This window comes from Corallococcus sp. M7 (assembly GCF_054512695.1).
The window spans coordinates 541,757-564,967 of record NZ_CM137252.1; the positions used below are offsets into that span (position 1 = coordinate 541,757).

The following is a 23,211-nucleotide window of genomic DNA, read 5'->3' on the forward strand; positions in this document are numbered from 1 at the left end:
TGGGATTGGCTCCGCGCGCTTTTCCATCCGCGAGGAAGACCGCCCATGTCGCTCGACCACTACGTCACCCTGGGCCGTTCTGGCCTGCGCGTCAGTCCCTTCTGCCTGGGCGCCATGACGTTCGGCGAGGACCTGGGTTGGGGCAGCAGCGTGGAGACGTCCAACGCCATCCTGGACCGCTTCATGGAGCGGGGCGGGAACTTCATCGACACGGCGAACGTGTACACGTTCGGGCACGCGGAGAAGATCATCGGGGACCACATCGGGAAGCATCCGGCGAAGCGCGACCGGGTGGTCATCGCCACGAAGTTCTTCGGCAACCTCTTCGAGAGGGATCCGAACGGCGGAGGCGCGGGCCGCAAGTCGGTGATGGCGGCGTGTGATGAGTCGCTGCGCCGGCTCCAGACGGACTACATCGACCTGTACTGGATGCACGCCTGGGACGCGAACACGCCCATCGAGGAGACGATGCGGGCGCTGGACGACCTGGTGCGCTCCGGCAAGGTCCGCTATGTGGGCTTCTCCGACACGCCCGCGTGGAAGGTGGCGCAGGCGCAGTTGACGGCCTTCTTCCGGGGCTGGGCGCCGCTGGTGGCGTTGCAGATCGAGTACTCGCTGCTGGAGCGCACGGTGGAGGGCGAGCTCATCCCGATGGCACGGGAGCTGGGGCTGGGCGTGACGCCGTGGTCGCCGCTGCGCAGCGGGGTGCTGAGCGGCAAGTACACGCGGGAGAACGCGGGCAAGCAGAAGGCGGACCGGGGCGCGTGGGCGGAGGCATCGCTCAACGAGAAGACCTACAAGCTCATCGACGTGCTCCAGCGCGTGGCGAAGGAGCAGAACACCTCGGTGGCGCGAGTGTCGCTGGCCTGGGTGCAGGGCCGGCCGGGCGTGGCCTCCACCATCCTGGGGGCGCGCACGCTGGAGCAGTTGGACAACAACCTGGGCGCGCTGGACGTGAAGCTCACGCCGGAGCAGGTGAAGGCGCTGGATGACGAATCCCAGCCCACGCTCAACTTCCCGGCGGCCTTCCTCCAGGGAGCGCCGTCCTTCATGCACGCCGGCCTGCGCGTGAACGGAGTCCAGGCCCCACCCAGCAACCTGACGCCCAAGGCAGGCGCCCCTCGGTACTGAGGCGGCACGCCGTGTCGGGACGTTCCGTATGATATGTACGGAACGTACGTTTCCCGAGGAACGGCCATGATGGAAGTCAGCATCACCGAAGCGCGCGACGACCTGGCGGAGCTGCTCAACCGGGCGGCCTACGGGAAGGAGCGGCTCGTCCTGACCCGGCACGGCAAGAAGCTGGTCGCGGTGATTCCCTTCGAGGACCTGGAGGCGCTGGAGGCGCTGGAGGACCGGCGGGACATCCAGAAGGCGGACGCCGCGCGCCGGGAGTCCGAGGGCCAGCCGCGCGTCGCGTGGAAGCAGGTGAAGGCGGAGCTGGGGCTCACGAAGAAGGCGAAGAAGGCGAAGAAGACGGCTAGCGGTAGAGCTCCCGCCGGTGGCCCAGCTCGACGATCAGCACCACGAGCCGGCCGTCCTCGACCTGGTAGATGACGCGGTAGTCGCCAATGCGGATCCGCAGATAGTCGCTGCCCTTGAGCTTCTCCGCGCCCACGGGCCGGGGCTCCGTGGCCAGCGCGTCGATCCGCTTCGCGATGCGGCGCTGATGGACGGGATCCACCGCCGCGAGCTGCTTCACGGCGGTCTGGAGGAACTCGACCGTATAGGTGGCGGAGGGCTTCGTGCTCATGCAGGGCGGGTAGGCCCTGACTGTCTACCTCCCCCTCCTGACATGGCGGGTTGGCAGTGGAAAGCCGAACCCTGTCGGCACACCGGCGCACAGTGTGGAGTGCGGGGCCTTACGTTTCGAGCCTCGCGCGGGGGCAAATGGCCGCTGAAGCGTTCACGGGCGGACGCTCGCGGTAGCGCGAACGGGGGTCGTTCCTAACATCGGCCCCCTGGCAGTGAGTCGGTGGTTGGGGCGGTCTGGCGCGGTACGGGCGGCGGGGAGGGTGGCGTGAGCGAGCTACTGACGGGCGATGTGTCTTCGCGGGCGCAGGTGGGCGGTTCGGACTTCTCCCGCGACCCCGAGACCTTCGAAGCCGAGCTGGATGCGTGCCTGGATCGCGCGCTCTCCTCCGAGACCTCCGAAGAAGAAGAGATCATCGTGCCGGAGTCCTTCGCGACCGGCCCGCTGCGCACGCTGCTCGACCTGGCCTCCACCGAGGAGACCTGGCTCCAGTCGCTGCCGCCTCCCTCCAACGACAACGTGGAGCCCCAGCTCACGCTGTCCGCCGAGGCCGCGAACGTCGTCATCCCGGAGTGGCTGCGCGCGGACGAGTCCACGTCCAGCACGCTTCCGGAGAGCTCCTGCGGCGCCGTGACGTCGTGGGACGCCACGCCGCCGCCGTCGCCCGCCTGGGCCACGCCCGGCTCTCCGGCCGAAGCCTACGCGCCGCAGCCGTGGATGCCGTACGCCCCCGTGGCGCCCGAGCCTCCGCCGCCCGTCATCGCCGATGCGTCCACGCGCATCCTCGGCATGAGCCCCATGTCCTTCGTCAGCGCCGTGGCGATGGGCGCGCTCGCCGCGGGCCTCCTTGTCGTCGCGGGCCTGCGGCTCACGTCGAAGGATGAGACGCGGCCCGCACCGCAATCGCAGGTCCTGACTGGCACCGTGGCCGCACCGGGCACGCAGGGCCTCACCCGTGCTCAGCCGGGCGCTGTCGGCGCGCCGGCTGCTCAGGGCTCCGCGACGCCCCAGCCGGGCACCGCCGCCGCGCCGGGCACGCAGGGCTTCGCGGGCGCGCAGCCGGGCGCCATGTCCGCGCAGGGCTTCTCGGGTGCGCAGCCGGGCGCCATGTCCGCGCAGGGCTTCATGGGTGCGCAGCAGGGCGGCCTGCCCGCGCAGGGCTTCTACGGTGTCCCCGGCGCCCAGCCCGCGCAGGACCTCTCGCAGTCCATCGCGGGCGGCGTGAACACCCCCGCTCTGACGGACGCGCAGCGCGCCGCGCAGGCCCTCACTCCGAACACGCCCGTCCTCTCGGGCCCCGCGAGCGCGGGCCTGACCACCGGCCTGCACACGCTGGCCCCGGACTCCACGCCGTCCACGAAGCCCGCTCCGGTGACGCCGAAGAAGGCCCCCGTGGCCCAGCGCGCGGCCACGCTCGAAGCGCCCGAGGACACCGGCGAGGTCCGCGAGATGTCCTTCGGCAGCGAGATCTCCGAGGAGGAGATGGCCCGGGCCCGTCAGGCCGCCGCCGAAGCCGAGGCCGAGGCGGCCGCGCAGCCCGAGTCCGAGATCGACGAGGACTTCGCCCGCGAGCTCGGCTTCACCGACGAGGCGGAGTCCCCGCAGGCCTCCGCCTCGAAGCAGGCCCAGGAGAAGACCGTCTACATCCCGCCGGCCCCGACCTCCGAGCGCGAGCAGCTCGCGCCCTCGGACATCACCAACGTGGTCGTCACGAACCAGCCCGCCATCGCCGCCTGCGTCCAGAACTTCAAGACCGGCACCGCGCTGGAGAACGGCGGCCGCTTCCAGCTGCGCTGGTCCGTGGACACCGCCGGCACCGTCTCCGGCGTGGCCATGGAGACCGAGGCCCTGAAGGGCTCCCCGCTCGCCGGCTGCATCGAGGACCAGGTGCGCGGCTGGAAGTTCCCCGTGCACCGCGTCGCGATGAACGCCCCCGTGCACTACCCCTTCGTCTTCTAGCCCCCTGGACAATCAAAACATTCACGGATATGTATATACATGTCCATGAATGTTGACGTCTTCCAGACCCTGGCCGACCCCACGCGCCGCCGCATCGTCGAGGCGCTGAAGGGCGGCGAGCTGTCGGTGAACGACCTGGTGGCCCGGGTGGACATCCAGCAGTCGGGTGTCTCCCGTCACCTGGGGATCCTCCAGGAGGCGGGCTTCGTCCAGGTCCGCCCCGAGGGCACGAAGCGGCTGTACTCGCTTCGCCCGGAGCCCTTTCAGGAGCTCGATGCCTGGGTCACCGGGTATCGCGGCCTCTGGGAGGCCCGCCTCGACCGGTTCGGTCAGGCGCTCGAGCGAAGACGCAAGGCACGCACGGACGCCCCCAAATCCGAGGAGGAACCCCCATGATCACCGAAACCGGCAACCGCGGCACCGTCACCTTCGATCGCAGCTATCCAGCGACGCTCGACGAGGTCTGGGAGCTGTGGACCACGAAGGATGGCTTCGAGTCCTGGTGGGGCCCCGAGGGCTTCACCGTGAAGGTGCACGAACTGGACGCGCGTCCGGAAGGCCTGCTGCGCTACGACATGATCGCCACCGCGCCGGAGCAGGTCGCCTTCATGAAGCAGGCGGGCATGCCCCTCGCCACCCCCAGCAGCCTCACGTACACGGAGCTGACGCCGAAGACGCGGCTCGCGTACCGGCACGCGGTGGACTTCATCCCGGGCGTCGCGCCGTACAACGTCTCGTCGGTGGTGGAGCTCCAGGTGAGCGGCAACCACGTGCGGATGACCGTGACCATCGACACCATGCACAGCGAGGAGTGGACGAAGCGGACGTCCATGGGCTGGGCGAGCCAGCTCACCAAGCTCGACAAGCGGTTCCAGCGTTAGACTGGCGCATGGCCGCGCGGGAGGACCCAGACCCCATCGAGTTGCACCTGTGTCACCGTTGCCTGATGCGGCTGCCGGTGGACGCGGGCGGGGTGGACCTTCCGCGCCGGGTGCGTGAAGCGCTCAAGGCCCACGGCCTGGCGGACAAGACGCAGCTCATCCCCGCGTCCTGCCTGGGTCACTGCCCCACGGGGAAGGTCACCGTGCTCGTGGTCCCCGACTCCACGGCGCGGGGCACGCACGCGAAGCTCATCGACCCGAAGGAGGACGGCGAGGACCTCGCGAAGCACCTGGCGTCACGACTCGCGTCGAAAGCCGGGCCGCCTTGAGCAGGGCCTCCATCATGGGCACGCAGCTCGCGGTCCCCGTCCCGGCAATCGCATAGGCGGTGCCGTGGTCCGGGGACGTGCGAGGCACCGGCAGGCCCAGCGTCACGTTCACCGTCCGCTCGAAGTCCAGCGCCTTGGCGGGGATGAGCCCCTGGTCGTGGTACATGGCCAGCACCACGTCGTACTTCGCGCCGACCTCGTCGGGCCGGGCGAACAGGCCATCCGCGGGGATGGGGCCGTGCGCATCCACCCGCTTCGCCCGCGCGAGGCGGATGGCGGGACCAATCACCTCCACCTCCTCGCGCCCCAGCATCCCGCCCTCGCCCGCATGCGGGTTGAGCCCCAGCACGGCGATGCGCGGCTTGCGGCCCACCACCGGCTGAAGGCTGCGCGAGAGCAACTGAAGCTGCGCCACCAGCTTCTCCACCGTCAGCAGCTTCGGCAGCGCGGAGATGGGGACGTGGTTCGTCGCCAGCGCGATGCGCACGCGAGGCCCGTCCATCATCATCAACACGTCCACGCCGAACGCGTCCGCCAGGACCTCCGTGTGGCCCATGAACGGGATGCCCGCGCGCGAAATCTCCTCTTTCGACACGGGCGCGGTGCACAGCGCGTCCACCGTCCCGGCGCGCATCGCGTCGATGGCGGCGCGCACGTACGCGTACTGCGCCTTGCCCCCTTCGCGCGTGGGCTTGCCCGGCACGCGGTGCTTCTGCGGAAGGTGCGTGACCTCCACCACCGCGGGCCCTGCCGTGCGGCCCAGGTCCTCCAGGGCCACGCGAGGGAAGCGGCGGAAGAGGGGAAAGCCGTCCAGCGTGGGCCCGTCCCCGAACACCACCGGCACCAGCGCGCGGCGCACCGCGGGCTTCGCCAGCGCCAGGGCCGTCACCTCCGGCCCGATGCCCGACACGTCGCCCAGCGAGATGCCCACGCGGGGCCGCGCGTCCGCCGTGGCCACCGGGCTCACATCTTCACTTCGACGTTGGCCTTCGAGCGCAGCTCCTGGACGTACTGGTCCAGGAACTTCTCCGTCTTGTCGTTGAGGAGCTTGGACTCCAGCTTGGGCTTCATCTCCTCGTAGGAGGCCACGGCGATGTTGCGGCGCTCCTCGACCTTCAGGATGTGCCAGCCGAAGTTGGTGCGGATGGGCTCGCTGACCTCACCCTCCTTGAGGTTGAAGGCGGCCTTCTCGAAGGCGGGCACCATCACGCCGCGCTTGAAGTAGCCCAGGTCGCCGCCGTCCGACGCGCTGGGGCCCTCGCTGCGGGCGCGCGCCAGGGCCGCGAAGTCCATGCCCGGCCGGCGGGCCTCCTGCGCGATGCCCTCCGCCTTCTGCTTCGCGGCGGCCACCTGCTCCGGCGTGGCCTTGGCGTCCACCTGCACCAGGATGTGGCGGGCGTGCACCTCCACGTCCTCGCTCTCCATGCGCGTGTACTGCGTGTACGCGGCCTTCAGGTCCTCCTCGGTGACCTTCACCTTGGGGCCCACCTTCATGCGCAGGAGCTTGTCGCGCACCACGCGCTTGCGGAGCATGTCCTTGTAGCTGGCGAGCGTGAAGCCCTCGTTCTTGAGCAGCTGCTCGAACTGGCTCATGTCGCTGACGTTGTTCTGCTTGAGCACGTCCTGCACCAGCTCATCCACCTCCGCCTCGGTGGTGGTGATGCCCAGCTGCTGGACCTCCGACTCCATCAGCTTCTCGCCGATGAGCGTGTCCAGCGCGGTCTTCATCAGCTGCGCGCGGGCCTCGGCGCGCTTGTGCGGGTCGATTTCGGAGTTCACGCGCTGGAGCTCCGGCGCGGCGCGCTGCTGCACCTCCGACAGCGGGATGATGTCGCGGTTCACCACCGCCGCCACCTTGTCCACCAGCTCCGCGCGGGCGGACGTGCCCCCCGCCAGGAGCATCACCGCCGCCAGGAACGCCACCAGGTTCTTCATCGCAACGACCCTCTTAGACAAAACGCCGGGCAGGCCAACCCACCAGCCCCCGGAAAAGTCCTTCACTTCGCCGCCTGCGGCGCCGGCCGCCCGCGGATGGTCTGCAGCGTGGCCTCGTTCACCACCACCTGGGCCTTGTCGCGAAGGTCCTTCTCGAAGGCCTCCTGCGCCGCCGCCCGCTTGGCCTCCAAGAGGCGCCCTTCCACCTTCGCGCGCACCTCCACCAGCTCCCGCTTCCTTGGCGCCCTGCGCTCCAGCACCTTGAACAGGTGGTAGCCGTACTCCGTGGACACCACGTCCGAAACCTGCCCGACCCCCAGCTTGAATACCACCTCGTCGAAGGCCGGCGGCATCTGTCCCCGGGGGAAGAAGCCCAGGTCGCCCCCCACCTTGGCGTCCGCGCTGAGCGAGTAGCGCCGCGCGAGGTCGGAGAACTTCTTGCCCGCCTTGAGCTGCGCCTGGAGCCGGCGCGCCTCGTCCAGCCCCTTCACCACCATCTGCGCGGCGTGGACCTCCTCCGGCTCCTGGAAGTCCGCCTCGTGCGCCGCGTAGTACGCGCGCAGCTCCTCCTCCGTCACCGCCACGCGCGAGTAGACGTGGTTCGTGAAGAGCTTCTCGATGGTGAGCCGGCTCGCCTCGCGCGCGCGCAGCTCCGCCATGGACAGCTGCCCCTGGGCGAGCACTTCGTTGAAGTTGCCCGCCGGGTAGTCGCCGGACAGCCGCAGCACGCCGCGGTCCACCTCTTCGGGCGTCACGGCGATGTTGTTCTGCTTCGCCGCCTGGAGCAGCAGCATGCGCTTCACGAGCGTGTCCACGAGCGCCCGCTTGAAGGGCTCCACCTCCTCGGGCGTGGGCTCCGGCCCCTCCGTGGTGGCCAGCTCCCGCGCCAGCTCCTGTTCGAAGTCCGTCCGGCTGAGCGACTCGCCGTTCACGGTGGCCACCACCGTGGGGTCCGGCCCCTCCTGGGCCTGCGGCCGGCAGCCCGTCAGCCCCAGCACACCCAGGGCGAGAGCAGCGGACCACGACAGCAGGGAGGCGCGGAAGGAAGCGGGACGCATGCGCTGGGGCCTCGGAGGAGGAGACAGGGGACCTTCCACGGTGGTTCCAGGCCGCCGGGCTTTCAAGCGGGACGTCACGGCCGGGATGGGAAGCGAACGGATGGGCCCATGGGACGGCCTCCCGGGTAGCACGCCGGGAGGGTCCGGACAACCCGCGCTCCCGGGAGGACTCTTCCCCTACAGCGGGGTGGCGTTGGAGGACAGGAAGGCCTCCACCTGGGGAAAGATTTCGTCCGGTGCCTTGCGGCCCAGAATCAGGTCCGCGTGGCCGTAGTCCGCCGCGAAGCCATGGCCGCGACCGGCGACCAGCATCTTCACGGGGCCGCCCAGGTGCTCCTTCGCCCGGGCCACCGCCAGCGGCGGCGCGAGCAGGTCCCGGCTGCCGGCGATGAGCAGGAAGGGAATCTTCACCCCGGCGAGCGGCTCGCGGTAGTCGAAGCTCCCGTCGAACGTCGTGAACTGGCTGGTGGTGATCCACCGGGCGAACTGCCGCCCCACGCCCCCGGCCACGTCCGCGGGCACGTTGGCCAGCGCCCACCGCACCACCTGCGGATCCATGTTGTCCGCCAGCATCATGTACCGGGTGAGCGGCCCCGGCGGCGCCCCGAAGAAGGCGATGCTGGTGACACGCCGGGTGGGGATGACCTTGAGCTTGAGCACGGGCTCCACCCGCTGGACGAACGCCCGCAGGCCCGGCTGCACCGCGAATGTAAAAGGTGCACCCAGGGACACCGCCGCCTTCACCGGCGCCTGGGGGTTTTTCGCCAGGTGGGCGTAGAGCATCAGGCCGCCCTTGGAGTGGCCCACCCAGAGCACTTGCTGGGCACCGGTGGACATCACGGTGCGCAAAGCCGTTCTCACGTCATGCTCGGCCTGGTCGTCGAAGTTCCAGTCCGCGCAGGCCCCGGCCAGGCCCCGGCCGCGCAGCTCGATGACCCAGGTCTCGAACCCCGCCCGCGCCAGGTAGCGCGCCAGGCTGTACTGCTCGTTGAAGTCCATGTGGAAGCGGTTGGCTCCCAGCCCGTGGCACAGCAGGACGGGCTCCGCGAACCGGCGCTCCCCTCGAGGGTGGTAGCGCCCGAGCGCGATGGCCGCTCCGTCGTCCGTGGGCACCCGGTACAGCTCGTCCGGCTTGAACGTGAGGGTCAGCAACCCCTCCTTGCTCCGCTCCACCGCCTTGGTGAAGAGGTCCGCCATCCGGCTCAACCGGGGTGCTGATGCCTGTCGTGATGTCACCCCCTCAGTCTACGCCCTACGCCCGGACGATGCCGGGGTGTCGCGGGCGGACTTTCGTGGGACGGCAGGACAGTTGCAGGGGATGTGCGTCCATCGCGGGGAGGTCGTGGAAATGGGGCAGGGCCGGGGTTTCAGGGAAGCGTTGTCGTCCTTCATCGCCACAGTTTTTCCCACAGACACACTGCTGGGGGCCTTGAAGGTGATGGAGCGGCACCACGTGCAGGTGGTGGGGGTGGTGGGGGCAGGGGGCAGTCTGGTGGGCGTGGTGCACGAAACGCAGGTGCTGGCGGGCTGGCGGACGGATCCGCTGGCGCAGGTGTCGGACGTCATGGCGCGGGTTCGCAAGACGCACGCGGTCCGCAGCCAGAAGCGGCGGCTGGCGCGCCTGCACGGCAAGCGTGGGGGCGGGCAGAAGCTTTTCTGAGGGGCGCGGTCCTGGCGGTAGAGTGGGGCCCGACGTGTCGGAAGCCCCGCCCACCGCCTGGACCGTGTACATGCTGCGCTGCCGGGACGGCACGCTCTACACGGGTGCCACCAACAACCTGGAGCGCCGCCTGGCCACGCATGGCCGGGGCAAGGGCGCCGCGTACACGCGGGCCCGGCTGCCGGTGACGCTGGTGTGGAGTGAGCCCGCCCAGGACCGCGGCGCCGCCCTGCGCCGCGAGGCCGCCATCAAGCGGCTGACGCGCGCGGACAAGCTGCGGCTGTTCGCGCGGCACCCGGGACGGCGTTGACGCACGTGCCCCGGGCTTGTTTGCGCGAGGGGATTGGCTTCACGACGCGGGATGCGCGCCGCGCGACAGTTGGCGCGGCGCCCACGTGTGTTTCATCGCCTGCTGATGAAACGGCCGGGTCCTCCGGGTGGGTGTACGGAACGCCGGGGGCCGAATTAGGGTGTGGCCGTTCCTAGCAGGGGGATGTTCATGTCGCGTTCTCGCTCGTTCGTGTTCGCTTTGCTTGCCTTGGGTCTGGGGAGCGTGGGGTGCGGCGCGCCCAACCACCAGCCCGTCATCACCGCCGGACCGCGCCCGCTGGGCTCGCCGTCCACGCCGGGCGGCCTCAAGTTCGAGGAGGGCACCGTCATCCAGCTCCAACTGGAGGTGACGGACGCGGACAACGACGAGATCTTCTACCGCTGGACGCAGAACCCCTCGAACGCGGGCGGCGTGTTCAGCAACCCCAACATCGCCACGCCCACCTGGACGGCGCCGGCGCCGCCGGAGAACCCCAACCAGCCCATCTACCTCTACGTGGAGGTGGAGGACCACAACGGGGGCGTGCTGCTGGGCCAGTCGCCCCCGCTCTTCATCCTGCCGAAGCAGCAGTAGCGCGCCAGGCTTCAGGCGGCGGTGGCCGCGGGAGGCGGGGAGCCCGGCCCCTGCTTCGCGCGGCTCCGGGCGCGCACGGCGACGAGGATGGCGGCCACCAGGCCCACGCCCGCGCCAATGGCCGCGCCCATCAGCTGCGAGTGCATCAGCGACGTCGTCACGCGGCGCACCACCTCCGGCAGGTTGCACATGGTCTGCGAGGCGAGCGGCGTGCTGTTGTACCACTCGATGTAGGAGGGGGCGACCAGCGACGCGATGAAGGTGCCCAGCAGCGTGCCGGCCAGGATGAAGATGAGGAACGTCTTGAGCGTGGCCATGTTGGGGACCTCCTCGGCGGGTGGGCGGCGGGCCGTCCTTAGTATGCGCACGCCCGCCGCGAAAGGGGCGAAGGCGTGCTAAGGGGGCGGGTGTGCCGCTCCTGCCACTCGCCATCCTGTTCGGGGTCGTCTCGCTCGTGTGCGCGGCCCTCCTGCTGACGCACGCCTTCCGCCGCAGCGTGGGCACGGGCGTCATGGTGCTGCTCATCCCCTGCTACATGCTCGTCTACGCGTTCAGCCAGTTCGAGCATCCGCGCAAGAACCTCATCGTCGCGGGCTTCGTGGCCAGCACCGTGCTGACGGCGGTGTTCCTGGGCATGGGCGCGCACGGCATCGCGGCGGCGATGGCCCGCACGCCGCCCCCCGGCTTCTAGGCGACGCGCGCATGACCGCGAGCCCCACGGGTGCCCGCTGTGGTCAGCATCCGGACGTGGCCGCGGTGGCCCTCTGCGCGCGCTGCGGCGGTTACCTGTGCGGCGCGTGCACGGAGGTGCTGGAGGAGACGGCGTACTGCGAGCCGTGCGCGGAGCGGCGCATCCAGGACACGCGCCCGTCGCGCGCGGTGCGGCTGGCGCTGCTGGCCAACGTCGCGGGCTTCCTGTTCCTCGGGGCGCCCGTGGCGCGGCTCTCGTGGACCCTCCACGGGAGGCTGGGCGGAGTCCTGGAGGTGCTGCTGGAGCTGGCGTGCACGCTGGTGGCGGCGGTGGCGGGCACCGTCATCTCCACGCGGAAGCTGCGGCGCCGCGGAGAATTGGGCGACCGGGGCTTCGCCATCGCGCTGCGCGTGCTGTCCGCGCTGAACCTGCTGGGGCTCCTGGCGTGGGGCGCGCTCACCGCGTTCGTGCTGTCCCTGGGGCCCCCGGGGCGCTGAGGGCCCGGCCCTGGGGCCGCGTCACACGCCGCGCTCGTTCGGGTCCCAGAGGTACTTGTGCATCTGGAGCTGGAAGCGCACCGGCAGCCGGTCCTCGATGATCCACTCCGCCAGTTGGCGCGGGTGGAGCTTGTCGAAGATGGTGGAGAACAGGACGCTGTAGGGCTTCTGCCCCAGCTTGTGCTCCTGCACGAGCGCGCGCGCCCACTCGTAGTCCACGCGTGAGCCGATGACGATCTTCAGCTCGTCGTTGGCGTTCATGGACGTGAGGTTGCGGTAGTCGTTGCGGTCGCACTCGCCGGACGACGGCGTCTTCATGTCCACGATTTTGTGGACGGCCGGGGGCACGAGCCGCACGTCGATGGCGCCGCTCGTCTCCAGCAGCACCTTGAGGCCCGCGTCCAGCAGCGCCTCCATCAGCGGATACACGCCGGGCTGGAGCAGGGGCTCGCCGCCCGTGACCTCCACGGTGGGCGTGTTCCAGGCCAGCGCCTTCTCGACGATGTCGGGAATCTTCATGCGGCTGCCGCCGTGGAAGGCGAACTCGCTGTCGCAGTACGAGCAGCGCAGGTGGCAGCCGGTGAGGCGGATGAAGCCGCACAGCATGCCGGCGTGGGACGACTCGCCCTGGAGGGAGAGATAGAGTTCCTTCACCACGACGGAGTCAGCGGTGGGGACGCGGCGGGGCTCGATGTGCGGGCGTGCGGCAGGCATGGCGTGCGAAGGGGCGCATCAAGCGCACCCTTGGGGGGAGGGGGTCAAGTCCGGCGGGCCTTCACCCGGTCAATGAAGGTGTCGATGAGGTGGCGCGCGATGCTCAGGCGGGGCGGGATGCGCGGCAGGTCGTCCACGCCGAACCAGCGCGCCTCGGCGATCTCCTTGCCGTCCACGACGATGTCGCCGCCCGCGTACTCGGCCATGAAGCCCACCATCAGCGAGCGGCCGAAGGGCCACGGCTGGCTGCCGAAGTAGGTGACGTTCCTGAGGTCCACGCCCACCTCCTCCTTCACCTCGCGCAGCACGGTCTCCTCCAGCGACTCGCCGGGGTCCACGAAGCCGGCCACGGTGCTGAAGAAGGGCTCCGGGAAGGACGCGTTGCGCGCGAGCAGCATCTCGTCACCCCGGGTGATGAGGACGATGACCGCCGGAGCGATGCGCGGATAGAACGGCGTGTGGTCCACCGGGCAGCGTCGCGCGCGTTCGCCGGGCACCAGTTGCGTGGCCGCGCCGCACTTGCCGCAGAAGCGGTGGTTCAGGTCCCACTCGCAGATGGCGAGCGCGCGGCCCGCCACGGCGAAGGTCGCCTCGTCCACCTGCTTGTAGAGCGAGCGGGCGGGCACGAACTTCAGCCCCTCCGGCGGCGCGAAGTCCCCGGGCACGGGCGCCGCGTAGCAGTCCGTGTCGTCGAGCATGCCCAGGAAGTGGGCGCTGGCCGAGGCCTCCGGCAGGGCCGAGCCCCGGGGCAGGTCGAGGCGGCCGTCGTGCTCGGACACGAGCAGGTCCATGCCGCGCGCGGCGAACAGGAGCGCGGTGTCGCGCGGGCGGGCGGGCGGTTCCTGGCCGGGCTGGAAGCGTTTGAGAGGGCTCACGGGGCCACCTTAACGGACGGCGCGGCGGGGCGCCGCGCGCTATGCTCCGGCCGCCCGCTGCACCGGGCACCGCCCGCCTGGGAGCCTTCGACCGTGAACGCCCTCGTCCTTCGCATCGTCTGCGGCCTGCTCTTCGCCGGAATGGTGCTGGGCGTGGTGACCCATCCCCCGCAGGACCTCACGCAGGGGCTGGGCATGATGCTGCCCGCGACGATGCTGCTGGGCGTGGCGCTGAAGGGGCCGAAGGGGCGCTCCACGATTCCGAAGAAGCGCTCGCCTCCGGCGCCACCGGTGTCCGGCGGCACGCCCGGCGTCTGAAGCCAACGTCAGTAGACGTTCATCAACTCCACGTCGAAGACGAGCACGGCGTTGCTGGGGATGACGGGCGCGGAGCCGCGCGAGCCGTAGCCCAGGTCGGAAGGGATGACGAGCTTGCGCTTGCCGCCCACGCGCATGCCGACGAGCCCCTCGTCCCAGCCCTTGATGACGTTGCCATTGCCCACCACGAAGTCGATGGGCTCACCGCGCGCGCGGCTGTTGTCGAACATGGAGCCATCCGGCAGCCAGCCCGCGTAGTGGACGTACACGTAGCTCTTGTTGACGGCCTCCTTGCCGGTGCCCACGACCAGGTCCTGCGTGTAGAGGCCGGACTCGCTCTTGTTCATCGCGGACAGGTCCACGCCCAGGGACTCGGCGTAGGTCACCTTCGCGGGGTCACCCGAGGACGATGAAGCGTCATCACCACAGCCGGCCAGGGCCAGCACCGCGCACAGCAGAAGGGAACGAAGCATGGCCCGCAGCCTGCCGCGCGCGAGCCCCGTGGGGAAGGGGGGCATGCATGGCCTGCCCGCCCGGACGGTGACGGGCGCGCACGTCCTGCTTGAAGCGCGTCCAGGCGGGGCATATCCGTTGCGCCGCCCGCCATGCAGACGCCTTCCGAACCCGCGCCTTCCGCTTCGCTTCGTCCCTCGCTCGTCTGGCTGATGGCGGTGGCCGGCGCCGTCACCGTCGCGAACCTCTATTACAACCAGCCCCTCCTGGGAGACATTGGCCGGACGCTGGGTGCGGACGGGAGCGCCCTGGGACTGGTGCCCACGCTGACGCAGGTGGGCTACGCGGTGGGCATGCTGTTCCTGGTTCCGCTGGGCGACAGCCTGGAGCGCCGCAAGGTCATCCTCCTGCTGTGTGGCTGCGTGGGCGTGGCGCTGGTGGCCGCGGGGCTCGCCCCCAGCCTGCACGTGCTCGTCGCGGCGAGCTTCGCCATTGGCGTCACCACGGTGGTGCCGCAGATGATCATCCCGTTCGCGGCGCAGCTCGCGGCGCCCTCGGAGCGCGGACGCGTGGTGGGCATGGTGATGAGCGGGCTGCTCATCGGCATCCTCCTGTCGCGCACGGCGGCGGGCTTCGTGGGCACGCACCTGGGCTGGCGCACCATGTTCTTCGTGGCCGCGGGGCTGATGGGGGTGACGGGCGTGGTGCTGCGCTTCACGCTGCCCTCGGCGCCGCCGGTGGTCGTCATGCCCTATCCCCAGTTGATGCGGTCGCTCATCCACCTGGCCCGCACGGAGCCCGTGCTGCGGCTGCACGCGCTCTTGGGCGGACTGACCTTCGGCGCGTTCAGCGCCTTCTGGGCCACGCTGGCGCTCTATCTGCGCTCACTGCCCGGGCACTACGACGCGCAGGTGGCGGGCCTCTTCGGCGTGGTGGGCGTGGCGGGCGCGGTCATCGCGCCGCTGGTGGGGCGCTTCGCGGACAGGGGCGCGGGCCGCCGCATCAACGCGCTGGCCATCGCCGTGCTGCTGGCGTCCTTCGGCGTGCTGTGGCTGTGGGGGCACTCGCTGTGGGGCATCGCGCTGGGCGTGGTGCTGCTGGACCTGGGCGCGCAGGCGAACCAGATCGCCAACCAGGCGCGGGTGTACTCGCTGCGGCCCGACGCCCGGAGCCGGCTCAACACCCTCTACATGGTGACGTACTTCGTGGGCGGCGCCGCGGGCGCGTGGGCGGGCATGTCGGCGTGGACGCGCGCGGGCTGGCCGGGCGTGTGCGCCGTGGGCGCGGCGATGTCGCTCACCGCGCTGGTGGCCGTGCTCTGGGGCGCGCGACGCCTGCCGGCGACCCACGCCCCCGCGACCTGAGGCCTCAGAGGTCGCGCTGCATGTGACGGTGGGGGATGCCCACCTCGACGAAGGGCTCGTCGTACACGGCGTAGCCCAGCCGCTCGTAGAAGGGGACGACGGGGGCCCGCGCGTGCAGGTGCACGTGGCCAAACCCGCGCTTGCGCAGTTCGTCCTCCAGCGCGCGCACCAGCTTCGCGCCCAGGCCCTTGCCCTGCAGGGACGGCAGCACCGCCATCTGGAAGAGCCGGCCGCTGCGCGCGTCCTCCGGGTTGAAGAGCACGCAGCCCTGCACGACGCCGCCCGCGTGGGCCACCAGGTGGAGGCTCTCGTTCTCGAAGGGGAACTTCACGTCCTCGCGGGCATGGCCCAGCGGCTCGCGCAGCACGCGGAAGCGCAGCTCCAGCTCGCCCTCGTAGAGCGGGTGGCGCGGGTCGATGAAGTCGAAGCGGAGGTCGGTCATGGCGCGGGAGTCTGTCAGAAGCTGCCGGTGAGCTGGAGGTTGAACGTGCGGCCGTACTGCGGCACGGGGCCGGCGGACACGTCATCGCTCACGACGAAGGCGTAGCGCGAGTCGAGCAGGTTGTTCACGCCCGCGAAGTAGCGCAGCCGGCCGTAGTCGCCGGACACGCCGAAGCCCACGAGCAGCGCCTCCCCGCTGTCCGCGCCGGCGACGCTCGGCACCCGGGCGCTCTGGTAGGTGGCCTGCGTGGCGATGCGCATGTCGCCGTTGCCCACGGGCAGCAGGAAGCGCCCGGAGGCCAGGTGCGCGGGCGCGGCCTCCACCACGTCCTGCGAGGCGTTGCGCAACGTCACGTACGAATAGCTCAGGTCCACCAGCAGCCAGCGCCCCGGCTGCCAGTGCAGCCCTGCCTCCGCGCCCCACGCGAGCGTCTCGCCGGTGTTGTTCGCGTAGACGAGGCACTGGGTGGGCGCGCTCGCGGTGCCGCAGCCGGGCGTGGCCGCGGACTCGGTGTTGAGCGTGATGAGCTGGGAGATGCGGTTGTGGTAGCCCGCGACCGTCAGGCGCAGCTCGTTCGTCAGGTCGTGCGAGTGCTCCACCTCGAAGGTGGTGATGGTCTCCGGGTTCAGCTGCTCCGCGGGGCGCTGGGTGAGGAGGTTGTCCTGGTAGAACAGCTCGTAGACGTTGGGCGCGCGGAACGCGCGGCCGATGACGAGCTTGGTGAGGCCCTGCTCATACGGCCGGCCGATGACCGCGAGCCGGGGCGTGAGCGGCAGCGAGTCCAGGTCGGAGTACTTGTCCACGCGGAAGCCCAGCGACAGGCTCAGGCGCGGGTGCAGGCGCCACTCGTCCAGCGCGTACACGGACACGAGCGAGCGCGTGCGCGTATCCAGCGCCGCGGCCACCGCGGGGCCCACGCTCTTCTGGTCCACGCGCAGCTGGGCCTGGCCCTCCACGCCCACGCTGAGGCGGTTGGATTCGGACAGGACCGCCAGCAGGCGCGCCTCGCCGGTGAGCCAGTCCGCCGCGCCGGAGTCGGTGTTCGTCGCCGAGCTGTCGCCGCCGTCGTAGTTCCAGTGGCCCTTGTAGCGGCTCAGGTCCAGCGCGCCGCGCAGCGACAGGACGAAGCGCTCGGACAGGGGGCGCTCGTACTTGGCCTCGGCGAAGCCGCGCACGTCCTGCACGCGCGTACCCTGCGCGCCCACCACGGTGCCATAGGGCGCGGTGGGCACGTCCTTGCTGCGCCCGTGCAGCCGGGCCACCAGGGACAGGTTGCCCAGGCGCGCGCGCAGCGAACCGGTGCCGGCCCGCTCGCCGTCCAGGCCGGTGACGATGGGGCCCGAGTCCCCCAGGCGCGTGGTGTCCGCGCCATGGGACTTCATGCCCGCGAGGCTGAAGAGGACGGAGCGCTGCGGGTCCTCCCACGACGTGGTGGCGTGCACGAGCGTGGAGCCCAGCGCGCCCACGGCGCCGGTGATCTCCAGCCGCCGGTCCAGGCCCAGCGACTCGCGCGGCACCACGTTGATGACGCCGAAGAACGCGCCCGTGCCGTACAGCGCGCTGCCGGGGCCGCGCACCACTTCGATGCGCTCCACCTCTTCCAGGTCCACGCTGAGGTCGTGCGCCGCGTAGCCCTGGCCGGCCCACACGTCGTTCATCGCGTGGCCGTCCCAGAGGATGAGGATGCGCGTGTTGAGGTCGCCCGGCGGCGAGAAGCCGCGCACGCCCAGGTACGTGTACGTCCGATCGTCGGTGAGGAAGAAGCCGCGCACGCCCGCCAGCGCCTGCGCCAGGGTGCGCCAGCCGAACGCGCGCAGCTCCTCCGGCGTGAGCACGGTGGTGGAGGCAGGGGCCTCGTCCACGGACAAGAGGCGCTTGGACGCGGCGCGCACCGGGGGCGGCTCGTAGCGCAGGGTGGCGTGGACCTTCACCTCCTGGTCGGGGATGACGGTGACCTTCTGGCGCACGGGGCGCACGTCGCGGCTCTCCACCTCCAGCACGTGCTCACCCTGCGGGAGGGTGACGACGGTGGGGGTGAAGCCCGCGGGCCGGCCGTCCACGCGCACGGTGGCGCCGTCGTGGTTGGCGGTGACGACGACGCGTCCGCTGGGCGCCGTCTGCGCGGTCAGCGTGACGGCGAGCGGCAGGGTGCCTTCGGCGGGCACGTCGATGACGTACTGGCCCGGCGCGTGGCCGGGGGCGCGCACGTGCAGCACGCGCTGGCCCGGAGACAGCCGCAGCTTCGCGGGGATTCGGCCCAGCACGGGGCCGGTGGGGCTGTCACGGACCTCCGCGCCCTCGGGAGCGCCGGTGATGTCCACCATGCCGGTGATGAGGGCCAGGTCCAGGTCCACGGGCACCTCCCGGCCCCGGACGAGGGTGACGGTGGCCTCGGTGGGGCGGTAGCCGGACTTCTGGACCAGGACCTTGTGGCGGCCCGGCGACAGCGCGAGCGTCTGCGGCGAGCGGCCCCGGCTGCCCAGGTCCGCTCGGTCCACGAAGACCTCCGCGCCGCGGGGATTGGTGGTGACGCGCACCAGGGCGACCTTGGGACGCAGGCGCTCCAGGGAGCGGCTGACCTCCGAGGCGTCCTCGGCCGGCAGGTCCTCGCCGAGCAGGTCGTTGTAGTAGCGGTACGCCTCGTTGAACTTGCCCAGCGCCTCGAAGCAGCGCGCGATGTTGAAGAGCACGTTGCGGTTGGGGACCAGCCGGTAGCTGGTGAAGTACGAGCGCAGCGCCTCCGTGTAGTTGCCGTGGGAGTACGCGTCGTTGCCCAGCTCGAAGGCGATGTCCGCCTCGTCCGCGTTGTTGTCCGCGAGCGCGGGACCGGCGGTGAGGAGCCAGAGGGACAGCAGCCAGGGGCCGAGGGCGAACGCACGCATGAGGACGCGCGCATTCTCGCCCCGATGCGGTGTCAGGTCCATGACACTGGCCTCGCACGGACGGGCACCACACGCCCGGCGTGGGTCAGCGGGCGAGCGCCGCCGCCAGCCGCCGGGCCGCGGCTTCCAGCGTTTCCGGCGGCAGGTGCTCCGCCGGGACCGCGTCGAAGGCGCCCCGACCCCGGAGGTGGGCCGGGGTGTCCGCGAAGCGGGGGACGAGGTGCAGGTGGAAGTGGCGGAGCACGTCGCCAATGGCGAAGGCGTAGACGTGCTCGGCGCCGAGCACCTCGCGCTGGGCGCGCATCACCCGGGCCGCGAACGGGACCAGCTCGCGCGAGGCCGTCTCGTCCAGGTCATACCAGCCGCGCACGTGCTGATCGCTGGTGAGCACCACCCAGCCCGGGACGGGACTGGGGGACGCCACCCCATGGAGGACGAGCCCGGGCCCCCGCGCGAGCACGCCACCCGGTGGGTGGACCTCTCCTCGAACGATGGCGCAGCCCAGGCAGGGGTCGTTGACGTCTGACATGGCGAGTCATCCTATTTCAGGGCGCTTGGAAGCCCTTGGGTAGAATTCACCCCACCTTGACGGCGTGGGCCCGCGTCGGGGAGTGTCCGATTTCCGCCCTTTTGGGAGCAGCTGGGGCGTGAAAATTCCGTCATAAATTCAAGGTGGGGACGATGAAGAAGCATGTGCTGATGGCCGTGTTGCCGCTGCTGGCTTGGGGGTGCGGTGACGCGACTGACGCGGACAACGATGGTGTCGCGGACGGCATCCGTGATCCGAACAACGTGTCGGTGGTGGTGCCTTCCACGCCGAAGGGCACGGTGTCGGGCCAGGTGCTGAGCACGACGCTGCAGCCCATCGCGGACGTCACGGTCGCGATGACGATTGGCAGCCAGCCGACGGGCAAGTCGGCGACGACGGATGCCAGCGGCAACTTCGTGATGACGGACGTGCCGGCGGGCGCGCAGGTGCTGCTGACGTTCAGCAAGACCGGCTACTCGACGCTGCGCGCGACCTCCACGGTGCCGTCGTCCGCGGGCACGGTGCCCATCAACAACGGCAACGCGAGCTTCGGTCCGGTGACGCTGACGCAGCTGAACGGCTCCATGGCCGTCACCGCGGTGACGCCGCAGGGCCGTCCGGCGGTGGGCGCGAAGGGCGTGCTCGAGGTGGACAAGGCGGGCTCGGTCATCCTGGCCAACTACGACTCCGTCGCCTCCGTGGTGAGCAAGGTCTACGTGGAGGCCACGGCGGACTCCAACGGCATCCTGACCTTCAACGGCATCCCCTCCGGCGTGGAGCTGGCGCGCCTGGGCGGCACGTACAACCTGTGGATCGCGCCGCTGGACACCAACGGTGACGGCGTGGTGGACACGGGCGGTTACACGAAGAGCTACTCGGGTGGCTCCATCGTGGGGACGCAGGTCACGACGCTCGCGCAGCTGAACTACTCGAAGCCGTCGGGCGCGGGTGCGCTGACCATCGAGGGTGGCAACGTGTCCAGCCTGAAGGGCGCCGCGGAGGTGGATCCGCTCCGCAACATGGTGCGTCCTGGCGAGCCCATCTACGTGTACTTCAACCAGCCGGTGCAGCCGGGCTCGGTGTTCGTGCGCCTGACGGACGAGTACGCCAAGGAGTCGCTGCCGGTGACGGCCAATGTGAACGTCGGCGGCTACTCGGCGACCATCAACCCGGGCAACGGCATCGTGCAGGAGGGCAAGGAGTACAACATCTTCGTGCGCGCCGTGGCCGCCGAGGGTGGCAGCAACTACAGCCGCACGGGCTTCTTCTTCGGCGGCGACCAGGCCGCTCCGAGGGCGATCACCATCTCGGAGATCCGGTACCAGGAGATCGAGCGGGCGCCGGCGACTGGCGCGTTCCAGCTCAATACGGGTGAGACCGTGTACGTGACCTTCAGCGCGCCCATCGCGAAGCAGGTCGGCCAGTCCGTCCAGGTCTTCTTCGGTGTCGACATCGACGGCGTCGGCGGCGTGGGTGGCAATTCCATCGGTGAGATTGACAACTACAGCGGCCAGGGCTTCCCCCTGGAGATGGTCGAGCCGACGAAGCCCATCCAGACGCGCACGCCGGCAGAGCTGCCGGTGTTTGGCATCCAGGCGTCCGGGTACAGCACCCGCTATGCCTTCGTCTACGGCGGCTCTACCGCCCTCAACAGCGGCAGCAGCGGCCTGGACCGGGTTCGTATCCGGGTGGCGTTCAGCAACCTGGCGCCCGTCCTGGGCACCAACGACGTCTACGAGTCCATCTGGGGGCAGCCGATCAACGCGGACCTGGAAGCGACGGGCATCATCCAGCAGCCCGCGCCAGCCCTGCCTAATTAGTCCTTGAGCCTGGCTGCGTCAGCCTGACATGGGAGGTTGAGTCCTCCTGGATGCCCCCGTGAAGCCCATGCTTCGCGGGGGCATCTTCGTTTCAAGCTGTCTCCGAGGTGGGATCCTCCCGTCTTGAATGGAGACGTGTCCCCGCGTCGCTGGACGCGCAACATCCCGAGGATGCATACGGATCAGGTCTGCCTCCGGATGGACTCCTTCTTGCTCAGCCGCGTCACCATGAAAAATCTCAGCCTCATCTGGATGGCGATGCTGCTGATGCCCGCGGCATGCATCGAGATTCCTGACCTCGCTGTCCCACCCGAGACGCCTCCAGGCAGTGACGCAGGAACGGGTCCGCAGGAGCAGGAACCGATTGGCATCCAATGGGTGTCACCCATGGAGGGGGCACCAGTCGGAAGCACCGCGAGGCTCCAGGTTCAACTGACGGGAGCCGCACCGGACCGTGTGGAGTTGCTCGTGGATGGCGCCACGGTCGCCAACTTGGAAGCGCCGTTCGTCCTGGATTGGGAAACGCGCTCCATTTCAGAAGGCCCGCATGCGTTCGTCATCCGCGCGCTCCGAGGGGAGCAGGAGTTCTTGAGCGCCCCTCGCCAGTTGGTGGTGGACCGGACGGGACCGCGCATCGTCGCCCGCGTGCCCGTCAATAGTGCCCCAGAGGTTTCAATCCTGGCACCCATTGAAGCCACCTTCTCGGAACCGTTGGACTCGGCCACCGCGAATGGACAGTCGATACAACTCATGACGGAGACCGAGCGCCTGGCGGCGACGGTCTTTCTTTCGGAGGATGGAACAACCTTGACCTTGCGCCCGACTTCGCCGCTACCGGTCAATCAGCAGGTCCGGGTGGTGATCGCTGACACGGTTGTTGATCTCGCCGGAAACAAGCTTGGAGCCGCAGACCGGGACTGGTCTTGGTTCGTGCCCACGTATCTCCACCTGGGGGCTCCTCTCACGGAATCCTCCGGTGAGGCCTATATCGAGAGCACTTCCGTCGGAATGGGAGCGGACCTGAATCCTATTGTCGCCTGGGCGGGGGCCGCAGAAGAGACATACAAGGTCCATGTCCGGCGTTGGACGGGGACCTCGTGGGAGGTCATGGGGACGCCGCTGAGCTCAGGCAGGCTCGTCCATGCCACTCAGTGCACGCTGCAGGTGGATGCGGACGGAAGTCCAACGGTCGCATGGTTCGAGCCCATGGCTGCCAATGATCTCAAGTGGTTCGTTCAGCGCTGGAACGGGCAGTCGTTCGAGCCCGTTGGCACCGCGTTGACGCCCGTCACGCAGACGACCTATGTGCCGGATTGGAAGTTTGCTCAGGGTCCCCACCCGTACCTCACCCTCGCAACCCATGAGACCGGCTCAGGGTGGCATCGCATCTACGTCCGCCAATGGCGTAACGGAGCCTGGGGGCAGTTGGGAGCCGCCATCGAGCTGCGAGCGAACTCGATCGTGGACTCCTTCTTCATCGATGTGGATGGCCAGGGATATCCATTCGTGGTGCTGAGAGAGCAGGTTGGAGGGATTCCCTCGAACACCGCGATGCGGTGGACTGGAACCGCGTGGCAGGACATCGGCTCCACCTTGTCAGGCCGTTCGACGGCCGTGTCGTTCGACGCCAGCAACGCCCCTCTGGTGGCGACATTGGATACAGCCACGGGAAAGCCAAGGACTCTCCTGCAGAAGTGGACGGGAAGCGCCTGGGAGCCGTGGGGGGGAGCGTTGGATGCTCTGCCGGGCGCGGACAGCACGACCGTGACCTCGGTGAAGCTGGACACCCAGGGGCGCCCTGTCGTGGCGCTCCATGGTCTGGTGGGGACGGACGCCAACAGGTCTGGCAAGGGCCAGGTGCGACGGTGGAACGGGACTCAATGGGAGGCACTTGGCGGGATCCTGAGTCCGTCATCCGGCATGATCCCCTACAGCCGCCCGATGCTCGGAATGGTCGCGGACGACGAGCCGCTCCTCACGTGGCTTGAAGGGCCTGCTCCAGTGTTATCGGTGGGAGGGAAGGTCCACGTGTATCGGCTCAACCACTGAGCCCCCACTCCCAGTCCCTCCGCCCACCTACACTGTCATCCGCTGTGTCCCTGTCGCCCGGCCGACATCGGACCTACCCTGGGATACGTCCAGGGAAA

The 23,211-nt window shown here is 69.9% G+C and carries 27 protein-coding genes; 15 read left to right on the forward strand and 12 right to left on the reverse strand.

Annotated elements, in window-relative coordinates; translation table 11 throughout:
• Nucleotides 1-45: 45 nt before the first annotated feature.
• Nucleotides 46-1,131 (forward strand): aldo/keto reductase, encoded by a 1,086-nt coding sequence (locus ACX114_RS02260; protein WP_459294244.1) that lies wholly within the window; start codon nt 46-48, stop codon nt 1,129-1,131.
• A 66-nt stretch (nt 1,132-1,197) separates the two neighbouring features.
• A complete protein-coding gene (locus ACX114_RS02265) occupies nt 1,198-1,557 on the forward strand; it encodes a type II toxin-antitoxin system Phd/YefM family antitoxin (protein WP_459294246.1) in 360 nt (119 codons plus the stop codon).
• Here ACX114_RS02265 and ACX114_RS02270 read toward each other — a convergent pair.
• Nucleotides 1,481-1,753 (reverse strand): type II toxin-antitoxin system RelE family toxin, encoded by a 273-nt coding sequence (locus ACX114_RS02270; protein ID WP_459294248.1) that lies wholly within the window; start codon nt 1,751-1,753, stop codon nt 1,481-1,483. The two genes, ACX114_RS02265 and ACX114_RS02270, sit on opposite strands and share 77 nt — an antisense overlap.
• A gap of 267 nt (nt 1,754-2,020) precedes the next feature.
• Here ACX114_RS02270 and ACX114_RS02275 point away from each other — a divergent pair, with 267 nt between their 5' ends.
• The 4 genes from ACX114_RS02275 to ACX114_RS02290 are packed head-to-tail and all read left to right on the forward strand — an operon-like array spanning nt 2,021 to nt 4,922.
• On the forward strand, nt 2,021-3,712 hold the full coding sequence (locus ACX114_RS02275) for an AgmX/PglI C-terminal domain-containing protein (RefSeq protein ID WP_459294250.1): 1,692 nt from the start codon (nt 2,021-2,023) through the stop codon (nt 3,710-3,712).
• 45 nt (nt 3,713-3,757) lie between these two features.
• The gene (locus tag ACX114_RS02280) at nt 3,758-4,108 is read left to right on the forward strand and encodes an ArsR/SmtB family transcription factor (protein WP_139919859.1); all 351 of its coding nucleotides are present in this window, start codon (nt 3,758-3,760) and stop codon (nt 4,106-4,108) included.
• Nucleotides 4,105-4,593 carry an SRPBCC family protein gene (locus ACX114_RS02285; protein ID WP_459294252.1) on the forward strand — a complete coding sequence of 163 codons (489 nt, stop codon included), beginning with the start codon at nt 4,105-4,107 and terminating at the stop codon, nt 4,591-4,593. Before ACX114_RS02280 ends, ACX114_RS02285 begins: the two co-directional genes overlap by 4 nt.
• Before the next feature lie 8 nt (nt 4,594-4,601).
• Nucleotides 4,602-4,922 (forward strand): hypothetical protein, encoded by a 321-nt coding sequence (locus ACX114_RS02290; RefSeq protein WP_459294254.1) that lies wholly within the window; start codon nt 4,602-4,604, stop codon nt 4,920-4,922.
• Here the strand turns inward: ACX114_RS02290 and pdxA are convergent.
• From pdxA to ACX114_RS02310, 4 genes are all read right to left on the reverse strand, one after another.
• Complete coding sequence (gene pdxA, locus ACX114_RS02295) at nt 4,843-5,889, reverse strand: 4-hydroxythreonine-4-phosphate dehydrogenase PdxA (RefSeq protein WP_459294256.1); 1,047 nt, start codon at nt 5,887-5,889, stop codon at nt 4,843-4,845. The two genes, ACX114_RS02290 and pdxA, sit on opposite strands and share 80 nt — an antisense overlap.
• Nucleotides 5,886-6,857, reverse strand: coding sequence for a peptidylprolyl isomerase (locus ACX114_RS02300; protein ID WP_459294258.1), 972 nt, complete (start codon nt 6,855-6,857; stop codon nt 5,886-5,888). Before ACX114_RS02300 ends, pdxA begins: the two co-directional genes overlap by 4 nt.
• Before the next feature lie 62 nt (nt 6,858-6,919).
• Nucleotides 6,920-7,915, reverse strand: a complete 996-nt coding sequence (locus ACX114_RS02305) for a peptidylprolyl isomerase (RefSeq protein ID WP_459294260.1) — start codon at nt 7,913-7,915, stop codon at nt 6,920-6,922.
• 177 nt (nt 7,916-8,092) lie between these two features.
• Nucleotides 8,093-9,112 carry an alpha/beta fold hydrolase gene (locus tag ACX114_RS02310; protein WP_459294262.1) on the reverse strand — a complete coding sequence of 340 codons (1,020 nt, stop codon included), beginning with the start codon at nt 9,110-9,112 and terminating at the stop codon, nt 8,093-8,095.
• 151 nt (nt 9,113-9,263) lie between these two features.
• Between ACX114_RS02310 and ACX114_RS02315 the strand changes: the two genes are divergently transcribed.
• The 3 genes from ACX114_RS02315 to ACX114_RS02325 all read left to right on the forward strand — a co-directional run bounded on the left by ACX114_RS02315 (nt 9,264) and on the right by ACX114_RS02325 (nt 10,479).
• On the forward strand, nt 9,264-9,575 hold the full coding sequence (locus tag ACX114_RS02315; protein WP_459300043.1) for a CBS domain-containing protein: 312 nt from the start codon (nt 9,264-9,266) through the stop codon (nt 9,573-9,575).
• A 70-nt stretch (nt 9,576-9,645) separates the two neighbouring features.
• Entirely contained in the window at nt 9,646-9,885 is a 240-nt protein-coding gene (locus tag ACX114_RS02320) for a GIY-YIG nuclease family protein (protein WP_459300045.1), read from the forward strand.
• Nucleotides 9,886-10,074: 189 nt separating this feature from the next.
• Nucleotides 10,075-10,479, forward strand: coding sequence for a hypothetical protein (locus tag ACX114_RS02325; RefSeq protein WP_459294264.1), 405 nt, complete (start codon nt 10,075-10,077; stop codon nt 10,477-10,479).
• An 11-nt stretch (nt 10,480-10,490) separates the two neighbouring features.
• On the opposite strand, the gene ACX114_RS02330 is transcribed toward ACX114_RS02325, so the two are convergent.
• Complete coding sequence (locus ACX114_RS02330; protein ID WP_459294266.1) at nt 10,491-10,796, reverse strand: hypothetical protein; 306 nt, start codon at nt 10,794-10,796, stop codon at nt 10,491-10,493.
• 92 nt (nt 10,797-10,888) lie between these two features.
• On the opposite strand from ACX114_RS02330, the gene ACX114_RS02335 reads away from it, so the two are divergent.
• Both ACX114_RS02335 and ACX114_RS02340 read left to right on the forward strand, forming a co-directional pair.
• On the forward strand, nt 10,889-11,170 hold the full coding sequence (locus ACX114_RS02335; protein ID WP_459294268.1) for a hypothetical protein: 282 nt from the start codon (nt 10,889-10,891) through the stop codon (nt 11,168-11,170).
• Between the two features lie 11 nt (nt 11,171-11,181).
• Nucleotides 11,182-11,667 (forward strand): hypothetical protein, encoded by a 486-nt coding sequence (locus ACX114_RS02340; protein WP_459294270.1) that lies wholly within the window; start codon nt 11,182-11,184, stop codon nt 11,665-11,667.
• A 21-nt stretch (nt 11,668-11,688) separates the two neighbouring features.
• On the opposite strand, the gene ACX114_RS02345 is transcribed toward ACX114_RS02340, so the two are convergent.
• Together ACX114_RS02345 and nudC are read right to left on the reverse strand one after the other, a co-directional pair.
• Nucleotides 11,689-12,381 carry a radical SAM protein gene (locus tag ACX114_RS02345; RefSeq protein ID WP_459294272.1) on the reverse strand — a complete coding sequence of 231 codons (693 nt, stop codon included), beginning with the start codon at nt 12,379-12,381 and terminating at the stop codon, nt 11,689-11,691.
• Between the two features lie 44 nt (nt 12,382-12,425).
• A complete protein-coding gene (gene nudC / locus ACX114_RS02350) occupies nt 12,426-13,256 on the reverse strand; it encodes an NAD(+) diphosphatase (protein WP_459294274.1) in 831 nt (276 codons plus the stop codon).
• Between the two features lie 93 nt (nt 13,257-13,349).
• On the opposite strand from nudC, the gene ACX114_RS02355 reads away from it, so the two are divergent.
• Nucleotides 13,350-13,574 carry a hypothetical protein gene (locus tag ACX114_RS02355; RefSeq protein ID WP_459294276.1) on the forward strand — a complete coding sequence of 75 codons (225 nt, stop codon included), beginning with the start codon at nt 13,350-13,352 and terminating at the stop codon, nt 13,572-13,574.
• Between the two features lie 8 nt (nt 13,575-13,582).
• Here ACX114_RS02355 and ACX114_RS02360 read toward each other — a convergent pair whose 3' ends face one another.
• The gene (locus tag ACX114_RS02360; protein WP_459294278.1) at nt 13,583-14,047 is read right to left on the reverse strand and encodes an FKBP-type peptidyl-prolyl cis-trans isomerase; all 465 of its coding nucleotides are present in this window, start codon (nt 14,045-14,047) and stop codon (nt 13,583-13,585) included.
• Between the two features lie 132 nt (nt 14,048-14,179).
• Here ACX114_RS02360 and ACX114_RS02365 point away from each other — a divergent pair, with 132 nt between their 5' ends.
• Nucleotides 14,180-15,391 carry an MFS transporter gene (locus ACX114_RS02365; RefSeq protein WP_459294280.1) on the forward strand — a complete coding sequence of 404 codons (1,212 nt, stop codon included), beginning with the start codon at nt 14,180-14,182 and terminating at the stop codon, nt 15,389-15,391.
• 4 nt (nt 15,392-15,395) lie between these two features.
• Here ACX114_RS02365 and ACX114_RS02370 read toward each other — a convergent pair whose 3' ends face one another.
• From ACX114_RS02370 to ACX114_RS02380, 3 genes are all read right to left on the reverse strand, one after another.
• Complete coding sequence (locus ACX114_RS02370) at nt 15,396-15,833, reverse strand: GNAT family N-acetyltransferase (protein WP_459294282.1); 438 nt, start codon at nt 15,831-15,833, stop codon at nt 15,396-15,398.
• 14 nt (nt 15,834-15,847) lie between these two features.
• Nucleotides 15,848-18,715 (reverse strand): TonB-dependent receptor domain-containing protein, encoded by a 2,868-nt coding sequence (locus ACX114_RS02375; protein ID WP_459294284.1) that lies wholly within the window; start codon nt 18,713-18,715, stop codon nt 15,848-15,850.
• Nucleotides 18,716-18,800: 85 nt separating this feature from the next.
• Entirely contained in the window at nt 18,801-19,244 is a 444-nt protein-coding gene (locus ACX114_RS02380; protein WP_459294286.1) for an HIT family protein, read from the reverse strand.
• A 152-nt stretch (nt 19,245-19,396) separates the two neighbouring features.
• Here ACX114_RS02380 and ACX114_RS02385 point away from each other — a divergent pair, with 152 nt between their 5' ends.
• Together ACX114_RS02385 and ACX114_RS02390 are read left to right on the forward strand one after the other, a co-directional pair.
• Nucleotides 19,397-21,064 (forward strand): carboxypeptidase-like regulatory domain-containing protein, encoded by a 1,668-nt coding sequence (locus ACX114_RS02385; RefSeq protein ID WP_459294288.1) that lies wholly within the window; start codon nt 19,397-19,399, stop codon nt 21,062-21,064.
• A 198-nt stretch (nt 21,065-21,262) separates the two neighbouring features.
• On the forward strand, nt 21,263-23,113 hold the full coding sequence (locus ACX114_RS02390) for an Ig-like domain-containing protein (protein WP_459294290.1): 1,851 nt from the start codon (nt 21,263-21,265) through the stop codon (nt 23,111-23,113).
• Nucleotides 23,114-23,211 lie beyond the last annotated feature (98 nt).